Here is a 10,579-nt window from a genome sequence, read left to right as displayed (position 1 = left end):
GAACACTTTAAAAACAAGGATTTTACTATTTACTTCCCTACATTACCGGACTAACAGAACGCGATAAAATAACCCGTTCGCCTGTATTGATATCAATAACATATAACCACGTTGTAGTTTCAAACTGTCTGGTAGCAAGCAGATACAACACATCGTTTTCACTATCAACAGTCAAACTACGTGGTTTTAAATACTGATTTGCACCCATATCCGGTGTGCTGCCATCTGATACAATGCTCACCGCTGCGGAAGTTAAATCAACTTGCATCACCTGATCAGTACCAGTATTAACAAAAACCACTCGGTTATCGTCCTCATCGTTATCCATATGAAACGGTGCATTAACGATAGGAGATTCGACGAACAAGGTTCGTTCTCCCGACGTTAAGTCTACCCAAAACAGTTTATTTCCTCTTACATCCGAAACTAAGGCACGATTGTTCCCTTCATCCAATACCACATCGACAATCCAATCCAACGGGTTAGCCCCTCCGACTGGACGGTCACTACCAGAAACAAGTGTTCTAGCACCTGTTGCAGGATTAATTGAATACAGCACTTGATCTGCCGCATAGAGTAAACCACTACTGGAATGCAGATCCAGACCATGAACCTCCACCATATTGATATCTGAATCCCCATTGGTATTATCCGTAACTAGACTAAATACTCCTGTATCCAAATCCGCCACATTTAATTGGTTGGTCTCCCCAAAAAATAAGCGATTATTGGATTCGTCTACATAAGCGGTACGCAAAGGCTCCGATAAATCAGCATGTTCTGCAATAAACTCACTGCGTACCCCTGTGTCAATATCCACAGCTAGAATATTTTTCTTACTATACCCTGGCACAAGAATACGATTGTTAATCATATCCATATCAATTCCACGATCTGACATCTCTCCGATATACACTTCATTTCCAGCGGGAAAATTCGTCTCTTGATCCGTTTGCAGAATTGTTAGTACTGTTGGTACTGTTTGAGTGTTCCCCGCTCCATCAGTCGCGGCTACCTGAATGGTATTTAATTTATTTACCGCTAAGTCAACGGGTATCGACCATGTGGTCATATAGTTGTCGTTTGCACCAGCAGCGATAATGACGGAATCCACTTGTGTAGCACCAGAATCCGCCGTCACGGTAACAGTAATGGAAGCAACAGGACCAAAATCATCCGTCGCCTTTCCACGTAAAGTCACTGTCAAACCATCGGTTAATGTCGTTGGTGTTGGGAATGCCACTTGCGCTTCAGGGGGAGTCGTATCTGCAACGGTAGTCACTGTGAAACTGGCTTCAACCCCACCAATACTTAACGTTGCACTTGCATCCGTACCCGGAGTCGATGCGGCGGTTATGCGAATGACAATCGACTGACCATTGGAAATATTTCCTGTTGTACCGTAATCACCGCTATCGATTGAAAACTGACCACCACTAATTGTCACAGGTGCCGCATCATTGATTCCAGTAATAGAAGCGGCGTTTGAAGTTACCACACTGCTAACCGATGCCCCGGTAACAGGATTAAAACTAAACGCTTCCGGGGTAATATCTTGAGCAATTGTGGTCACACTATACGATGCTGATACCCCACCCACCGTCACCGTAGTGGTGGTTTCCATTGAAAACTCAGAGGAAGCGGTTAAACGAAGCTGCAGCGTTTGGCCATTTGAGATACTTCCTGTTGTGCCATATGCCCCACCGTTAATTGAAAACTCACCGTTAGTAATAGTAACGCGAGAGGATGAATCGATCCCCGAAATTGTGACTTCTGGGGATTCAACGGTTTCACCCACTCCTACGTTAGTAGAGGCGCTAAATGAATACGCGTTAGGTGTTGTATCTTTGGTCGGAGTGGGCGTCCCACCATTGTCGCCACTTCCACAAGAAGCCAAGATGACACTAGTAGAAAGCAGCGCACTCGCTAACAGGGTACGAATTGCTCGAATTCTCATTGATTGGATCACTCCATGCGTTAGATTTTTATATATAAAATCTTTACATCAAACTTTGGTATGAATTCTTATTTGAGTAAAAATAGCTAAGACAAAAATTATTTTTTGAATTCTGACACAAACGGCTGTTCACGTATGTGATATAGATTTAGTTCAACAAGCGTTAATGTATGCAAAGTTATTTTTGTCATCAAAAACAACTTTTAGACACAAAAACCAATTTTCAGCTTTTCTTTCTCAACCAAACACTTTCTATACTACAAAGACTTCAGCACATCTAATAGCCCACCCTCTCTGAGAAGAGTATCCGTAATCTGGATTTCCTGATATTCGGCGGAGACAATTCTTCGGTCTGGGCGACTAAAGTTTATAAAAAAGAATCCCTTTTCACTGGGCCCACTTACATTCATAGAACGGCGAATTTTTAGGTTTTCACCTGCAACGTCTTCATCCACAAAATTTTGCCTCGAAGGTAAACCACCTTCTGCCTCCGATTTCCACAATCTGTTTTCGACAACATCAACAATCCAATGTACCGCAGCTCGAGGAAATTCTGTTTGATGAACTAAAAGCCCACCAGGTTCATCTTCTTCATCAGGATATGGAGACGGCTTTTTAACGATTAGTACTAATTCGGAGCTTCCCACAACAACAAATAATTTTTGCTTTGGATAGATATAATCCATATCTGTAACAACAGAATATCCATCAGGTAAATTGTCGGTATAGAATATCGTCATACTATTTTCCCTTAATCGGTTTCGCAGGGATTATTTTAACTGCCCCTTGCTTTTCCAGCTCACCTACAGTTAATGGATCTCGTTCAAATGTAAAAGTCTCAACGACGCCGTATTTTTGGCCAATATTATGCGCATACCGACTATCTGGTGTCACCTTGGTTAAACCATTCCCAGAAAACAAGGGGTTAGCACCAAACTCCATTTGTGTTTTATGGCGAGCCCGAATTAATTTTTGTTTATCTGAAATGTTTGAAGACTTCTGAGCATGACGCATAATTAATTGCGAGTCGTATGGATTCTGCCCAGTATTCTTATAATCATCCATAAATTCGGTATATTCTTCCGCGAAGTCTTCATTCATTATATCTTTCATGGTACTTGGCCCAAATCCTTCCTTCTCAGTAAATTCCTTTTCGCCAAATTCGGACATTTTTTCAAAAGTGGGAACAAAGCTTTCTCGTTCCGCCTGAGCAGGCATTTTTTCCATATCGATTACAGCTAAGCAAAAGGGCTGCTCGTGGTCAAAGTTTTCAATACCAAAAAGTCCACTCAGTATCTCTGGGTCGGTATCCGCCGCTTCAGCCATCTCCAATGTCGTCGCCCAATACGGTGCTCTGCCTGAATCTCGCCGAAAGCCGAGTGTACCACCTCTAGCCTTATCTTCATCACCAAATACCAAACGAACTAAAAATCGATCATTTACCTCACCCGTTTTTGCTATTTCCAGCAACTCTTCGTCCGTATACTTTTGTTTATACCCATCCTGTATTATTTGTTGACGTCGATCTGAAAGTATCTTTTCTACGTCTGCCAAGTTGTTCGGTTCTGTACTTTCAGTTTTCGAAGAGCTTCCCGAGTGATTAAAGACCGTACCCCCTTCTCCAGCATGCGGCCCCAATGTAGGTGGTTTTTCTCTAACGTCAGAGTCCTCGCGACCTGACGATTTTAATTGAGTCTCATTGTGTAGCGGATTTATCAATACAACAACTTTCCCTTTTAGGATCTCTTTTGCCAACTCACGAACAATAATTTCATAGTCTCGTTTAGTTTGCCGCAATCCCAACAGTATTTGAAAGGATTGCATCTCCTCAACGGAAAGATCCAGCTCATCCAAAAAACAGGTAGCATCTTCTTCAGTGAAAAAGTGACGTACCCGAGTACTTGCCGAATCATCCCAAAGCAAAACGGAACTGGGCGCAAATTCCACTTCTAGCTTGCTTTTCTTATTTTGTACAACTCGCTCTACGCGTGGTGCTATATGACTTTTCCCTCTTGGGATCTCATAAATCATAATTCGACGGGACATGAGAATTTGAACAATCTGTTTATCGAACTCTAACGGCGTTCTTGCACGCGTTGCCCCAAGTGAATAGAAATTAAAGAACTGATCCCAAAACGACGGCTGTACGCAAAGGTGGTGCTTAAACTGTTCAGCCGAAACGGGATCGCTTAAATGAAGTGGCTGAATTTGGGTTTGAAGATTGGCAGGGAAAAACGGCTGTTGACCAAAAGGATAAATTCGGTAAGTGCGTCCTAATGTATCTCGAACAGTAGTAGCAAACATAAACGTTCCTTTTGCAGATTCAGGCTGCCCAACTAACAGGCACACTAGGCCGACACTCCACTCCCTGTGTAAGCTCATTTAAACTAGTTCAACTTTTAACAAACATATATTACGTCTTGATCCGCATTATATATAAGCTAAAACTGAAATCCATAGGAGTTAAAGTTTAATTCTGTTAAAAGATAAAATTATATTCCTCAAAATCTTCATATTGGCACCAATGTAATCAACACATTAAAACAAGTATTTTTCCTGTTTTTTTTACAAATTTGGAATATGGCGAATTATTTTTTGAAACAATTTGAGACATTCAGCGCCACAGAAAACATTTGGCGCCAATTATTTTTTATTGTCATCAATTGCTTCGCACGCATGATTTGGCACGTTTTATTTATTTAAAAGTTTAAATAAACTGTTGTAAGCTACAAAACGTTTTTATGAGAGTGGTAGAACAAGGATGGGAGCCAATAAATTAATAAGGAGATATCAGTGAAATCTTTCGCAATCCTCACCCTTCCAATATATGGTATTTTGGCGTCTTCTAACGCTTTCTGCGAAACCAACAATCACGATATTCGTCAGTATCGAGACTTATCGAATAGCGCGATGGCATTAACACCTGCACGAATGGGACAAACCATAGAAGATACCCCCGGCTCTGTCACAGTACTCAAGCGAGACCAATTATTAAATCAGGGAATAGAAACCATCCCGGAAGCCTTGCGTTTAGTTCCAGGGATGTCCGTTTTAGAAACCACTGGATATAGTCAATCCTCTGGCCATGACTATCGCATTGCCTATCACGGTGGTTCAGCACTCGTTCCAAGACGTTTACAAGTCATGGTTGATGGTATGTCCGTATATCTGGCCGGTTTATCCAAAATCGACTGGGCACAACTCCCCGTCACGGTTCACGATATTGAGCGGATAGAAGTTACCCGTAATCCCAGTGCTGCTTCCTATGGAGCCAATTCATTCCAGGCCGTGGTCAATATTATTACCCGCCATTCCGCAGATGTCCCGAATCATGAAGCTTCCGTGCAAGCAGGTAATCGTAACGATCATTTTGCTTTTTATCGAGGTGCCGCAGGCTTTGGCGAAACCACACTGACTTTTCGTGCATCACAATGGCGAGACAATGGTTACGACGAAGCCTTAAACGCACAGGAAACAGGTAGCGCAGCACCCGGCAGCCGAGACACGACAGAAGTTTCCCGTTTTTTACTACGTGGTGACACGCTGATTCAAAATGACACGGAACTGACGATTCAAATCGGTGCCGTAACATCAAAATCGGAGTCTGAGTATGTAGTCAGCAGACAAGAGTCTGGCGTTTTTCCAGATATCGAAACGGAAGACTATTTTTTTAATGGTCAATTAATTCATACGCATAACGACAATTCAGAAACACGCATGCAAGCGTATTGGAAACGAAATACCCTGGAGCAGGATTTTCGTGCGTGTTCACCTGCCGTGTTTATTCTGCCGGAATCCTATGCATTACTCAGGGCAAACCCTGACTACTTCGATGCCTTACTCAATAATCAAATTCCCTCTGGTGGAACGACTGAAGATGATGCCTTAGCCCTGGCATTAATGACACGAGTACAACAGCTCGGCACTACCGCTTTTACACCTGTTTGCGGCACACTAAATCAAGACTACAAAGATGAAAGACAACACCTGACGGTAGAACACCACCGATTTCTAACACCCGAACTTCGTTGGCTTGCAGGTGCAACATACGAACAACTAAAAAATACCAGTGAGACCTATTTTACAGGCTATGCCCAACAGAGCATTGTCAGTGGATTTATGAACGTCGAATGGAAACCCGTCTCGGCACTCACAAGCAATATCGGCTTTATGGCCGAATACCCGGAAAACATCGACGAATTAGTCTTCAGTCCAAGAGCATCCCTTAACTGGCATATACATGACACACTCAGCGCTCGTTGGGTTGTGAATCGCGCCTTTCGCACGCCAGATTTAGCCGAAACAGATCGAAGCTGGAATTACCGTGTTCGCGATATATCTCCGGTTATTGATGGTATTACCGACAGCATCTTTGCGGACTATGCTTCATCGGAAGGGTTTAACTTGCAACCCGAACGTATAGACGCGACGGAAATCGGCATACTCTATCAAGGGAAACGACTCACACTGGACAGTCGTGTATTTTACGAAGACCTCGATGATCTCATCACGGAAAAACCCGCCTACGCCGATTTCCAACTCAGCAATAATGGCTCAGGCACTGTCCAAGGCTTTGAAGTCAGCGGCCGTTATCCCATCTTTCCAGAACTGTACTGGGACATTAATTACAGTTACCAGGATCACGACTTCACCTCGCTGAACGAGCAAGGACTCAATAGCGAACATTCGGGCTCTACCGCACTCACGTTTGATAACAATGATCGAACGATCACGTTCAGTTATATCGGCCACAGTGACCAGATGAACAATAGCCTGGATCGCTGGAAAATTTCCTGGCGAGAGCACCTGCGAACAGGTAACACAGCGCTGGAATTATTTGCCCATATTCAATACCAACCCAGTGATGTGATCTATGCAGAACCCGCCATAGATCTCGCCATTCGCTATACCCATGAGCACACAACTTACGCTGAACTTGGAATCGCACTGAGATTGTAACCATGATGAAATCACGACTGTATGCTACCGTTGGCGTATTAACACTGACGACGATTTTTGTATTCGGCGCACTGATTCCGTTAGTTAACGCCTTGTGTTTACCGCTGTTTGGCCTGGGCTTGGGCTGGCTTGTGGTCAAAACGCCCGAAACCGGATGGCTCGAAATTGTTTTGTGGTGTGCAGTCGTAGTCTTGGGATTCTTTATTGCCATTTATCGACCAGAGGGGTTCCACTACCCTATCGCCTGGGAGACCTCCGCAATGCATGAAGGCGGACTGCCGTTCACCCTACACATGAACTTCAGTAAATTACTCGGTGGCATACTGGTCATTATCTGGTTACTCACCGTATACAGCAACAACTCGATAGCTCGTCCCTTGCACGAATCGATTCTTATTACGGCGGCCAGCGTTTTCGTCATGTTGCTGATTGCCAATGTATTTTTCGATGTCGGATGGCAACCCAAAATATCCGAAGGACTGGGTTTATTTGTGCTCGTCAACCTCGGCATTACCGTACTCTCTGAGGAAGCATTTTTTCGTTTATTGATACAAGATCGAATGACTTCTTTCTTTAGTAATCCGACCATCGGCATGTGGGTCGCAGGAATATTCACAAGTGTTTTGTTTGCCTTTGCCCACTCCACGACAATCAATAAAACGTGGTTACTATTTTTTATTGCAGGGGCAATTTACAGCGCAGTATTTGCCTACACCCAACGGTTTTCAATGGCCTTGGCCGTGCATTTTGGAGTGAATCTAATGCATTTTATTTTTCTTCGATATCCCATATCGACTTAACAAGAAGTAAGGATGTCAGGTGAGTGGGTTAGCACCGTATATTCGACATAGCTTTTTTGGAATACTGCTGTTGTGCCTTATTCACAGTTCGGCTATTGCCGTAGAAATTCAATTCCATATTCCGACTGCACTCAACAATACCCCACTGGTCAATCATTTAACCAAAGCGTTTAAATCACCTTCAAACATTGATAGCAACGTCATCGTCACTCTCGGACCAGAGGAGTTGCGAAACGTTTTAGTCCAAAAAAACAAACCCGAATTCCCAGTCATTGCCTTATTAATTACACGAGAAGAGTTTTACGCCCTAACAGACAATCATTCCGACATATCCATTTCGGCGCTTTTTATGGAGCCATCGCCTAAAGCATTAACCGAGTTTGCTGTGCAACTATTAGGGGACGAAGCCAATCTACTACTGCCCGTTCATCGTGACTCAAGTTTTGCACGATTTATTCAAATGCAGCAATTTCCCTCCACGATCCAAGTTATTGAAACAGATTCGGCAAAGCAATGGTTGAGACAACTTAGAAATGTACAAGGCGTGATTGCCCAGCCCGACTCAGGTTTATTTACTACCGCGAACATTACCGCCATTGCACGATCACTTTTCCGACAACAAAAAGTGTTGATCGGTTACTCAAAAGAAATGACGCAAAAACGCGGTGCGCTCGCCAGCTTATATACCAGCGACAATCAGCTTATTCAGGATGCGATTGCGTTAATACAGGAACTTCACAAGCATCCACAAACGCCGATTCAAACATACCCCACACAGTACCGTGTCATTCTGAATACCACACTCGCGAAAACGCTGGGTTTTCACCACCTGGATGAACGCCAACTGGAAACTCAACTCAATGCCGCCCTGGCAATGGATAAACAAGGAGCTGCCGAATGAAGGATGCGTCACTGCGAATCAAATTTTCCGCGTGCGTAACCATCGCAGTATTGTGTTTAGCGGTTCCCATATTGATTCACAATACGCAACAACGCCTGGAATTAATTCATGCCAACGTACAACAAACGCAAGCCACATTGTTTGACCTGCTCTCTGTCGATGCCAGAGAAGCACTTGAAACCGGCTTATATGATCACCTGCAATCACGGTTTGATCAATTGACGCAACGGCCAGATATAAACGCGATTGAGTTACGTGACGAAAACAATAAAACACAAGTCAACTCGCCAATAACCATGAGTTACGCCGGTGATTGGGTGAGTCAATCTATTGAACAAAATGCATCAGGCCGACTATTAGAATTTCCAGGGCGAACAGAAAAATCGGTTGAGGTAACGACACCTAAACGTCTAGGCACACTGAATATTTCCTTTAACCCCGCACTGAAGGACGCACAACTTCAACAAATGAAAATCGAAACCGGCATATTATTGGTGCTCGCATTGTTCTTTGCCATTGGTTGTGCTGTATCCGTAAATTATTTTATTACTCGTCGTATTGCACAAATGGCAAAGGGCTTAATCGACATTCAACACGGGAACTATCACCCCAACCTTTCCCACACGTCGAATGATGAACTCGGCCAGCTTGCCAAACACATTAATGAAACAGGCGCAGCGGTCGAACGATATGAAGCGTCGCTACAGGCAGATAAAGAGAAAAAGATTGCTGAGCAAGCCGCTCGTACAGAAAAAGAAGTTCGCAGCTTGTCTATGATCCAAAACTTGATGAATGACCTTCGCCAATCCATCGAAGGCACTTTTAACGAAGCAGTGGAACTTGCCCAGGAGCATGTATCCAACCAAGCTCACTCTTTGATCGTCAATATGATGAACTCCCTACGGGCAGTGGATGAAGTCCAGCATATATTGGAAAAGGATGAATTGCCCGCATACCCTCGGTACGTTTCGGATACCTTAACGAACTGTATTACCAATCTTGAACGGGGCTTGGGTGTCATTGCCTCCCGTAAACAATTTCCCATCGATATTCTGGTTTCTGATTCGATACGCAAAACCGAGGATTGCATTCTCATCGATCAACATGCCACGCTTCGCTACCTCACTCTGGCGTTAGAGTATTGGCCACAGCAACTCAAATCCTTTCATTCCCAGTGGCATATTCGCATTAGTGTCGAAGACAAAAATGCACTGGTATTTGAGTTAAAGGTACACACTCTCCCACTGTCCGCCAACCAATGGGAGCAAATGCAGCAGCACTTAATCTATCCTCTGGATGTGCCAAAACAGGAACGTAGCCCCTTACAAAAATCTCTGAAGAAAATGGAGGAGATTATCTCCGTTCGCCAATCCATCGCAGTAGAACAAAACGAATCCTTGACCTTTCGTTATGCCTTCCAATGCATTTTAGGCGCTTCAATAGAGGAAATTACCGAACAGGCTAAACAGCGCTTTGGCCATCACAAACGTATTGCTGTAGTGGGTAGCACCACGTTTGTCGCCACACTCAAACAACAATTTGAGCATCTTTATGTCGATGTTTATGCGTTTAGCTACCAAGACATTCTCCAGAACAAAGAACCGCTCAACGACCAATACGGACTAGCACTGGTGGATATTGACAGCGACACCCAGCAAGCTCAGGCAGTATTGAAGCACTTACAGAAATTCACTGCATCTTCCCTGCTTCGTATTGCTTTGAGTCACACCCCAATAGAACAAAGGAAGCCGTCCGACAAAAACCGCTACTTGACCGATCTGTCAGATGAATATTTGCGGCTCCCCATTAGTCATACGGATATTGCACGAGTGATTAATAGCTTGTCGGCGAATGATGTTGCCCGCAATGCCATCCTGGCCATGCAAAATGGATTCAATCAACCCACTCCATCGGATCATCCCTCCACCGATTTAAAGTAACTCAACCCAAAAAGGAAGTGTT

The 10,579-nt window shown here is 43.8% G+C and carries 7 protein-coding genes; 4 read left to right on the top strand and 3 right to left on the bottom strand.

Annotated features, from left to right (window positions below; genetic code table 11):
• Positions 1-37 precede the first annotated feature (37 nt).
• From P5V12_RS04720 to P5V12_RS04710, 3 genes are all read right to left on the bottom strand, one after another.
• A complete protein-coding gene (locus P5V12_RS04720) occupies positions 38-1,957 on the bottom strand; it encodes a hypothetical protein (RefSeq protein WP_316956092.1) in 1,920 nt (639 codons plus the stop codon).
• A gap of 257 nt (positions 1,958-2,214) precedes the next feature.
• On the bottom strand, positions 2,215-2,697 hold the full coding sequence (locus tag P5V12_RS04715; RefSeq protein ID WP_316956090.1) for a hypothetical protein: 483 nt from the start codon (positions 2,695-2,697) through the stop codon (positions 2,215-2,217).
• Position 2,698: 1 nt separating this feature from the next.
• Positions 2,699-4,261 carry a hypothetical protein gene (locus tag P5V12_RS04710; RefSeq protein ID WP_316956088.1) on the bottom strand — a complete coding sequence of 521 codons (1,563 nt, stop codon included), beginning with the start codon at positions 4,259-4,261 and terminating at the stop codon, positions 2,699-2,701.
• Positions 4,262-4,750: 489 nt separating this feature from the next.
• Here P5V12_RS04710 and P5V12_RS04705 point away from each other — a divergent pair, with 489 nt between their 5' ends.
• Genes P5V12_RS04705 through P5V12_RS04690 form a run of 4 tightly spaced genes read left to right on the top strand, consistent with a single transcriptional unit; the run spans position 4,751 to position 10,557 of the window.
• Positions 4,751-6,916 (top strand): TonB-dependent receptor plug domain-containing protein, encoded by a 2,166-nt coding sequence (locus P5V12_RS04705; RefSeq protein ID WP_316956086.1) that lies wholly within the window; start codon positions 4,751-4,753, stop codon positions 6,914-6,916.
• 2 nt (positions 6,917-6,918) lie between these two features.
• A complete protein-coding gene (locus P5V12_RS04700) occupies positions 6,919-7,716 on the top strand; it encodes a CPBP family intramembrane glutamic endopeptidase (RefSeq protein WP_316956085.1) in 798 nt (265 codons plus the stop codon).
• A gap of 19 nt (positions 7,717-7,735) precedes the next feature.
• Complete coding sequence (locus tag P5V12_RS04695; protein ID WP_316956083.1) at positions 7,736-8,617, top strand: hypothetical protein; 882 nt, start codon at positions 7,736-7,738, stop codon at positions 8,615-8,617.
• On the top strand, positions 8,614-10,557 hold the full coding sequence (locus P5V12_RS04690) for a HAMP domain-containing protein (RefSeq protein WP_316956082.1): 1,944 nt from the start codon (positions 8,614-8,616) through the stop codon (positions 10,555-10,557). The genes P5V12_RS04695 and P5V12_RS04690 overlap by 4 nt, the downstream gene beginning before the upstream one ends.
• The last annotated feature ends 22 nt before the right edge of the window (positions 10,558-10,579 follow it).

This window comes from Teredinibacter sp. KSP-S5-2 (assembly GCF_032773895.1).
In the GTDB taxonomy this organism is placed as follows: domain Bacteria; phylum Pseudomonadota; class Gammaproteobacteria; order Pseudomonadales; family Cellvibrionaceae.
The sequence above is the reverse complement of the archived record's forward strand: the minus strand, read 5'-3'. Positions and strand labels throughout refer to the sequence as shown.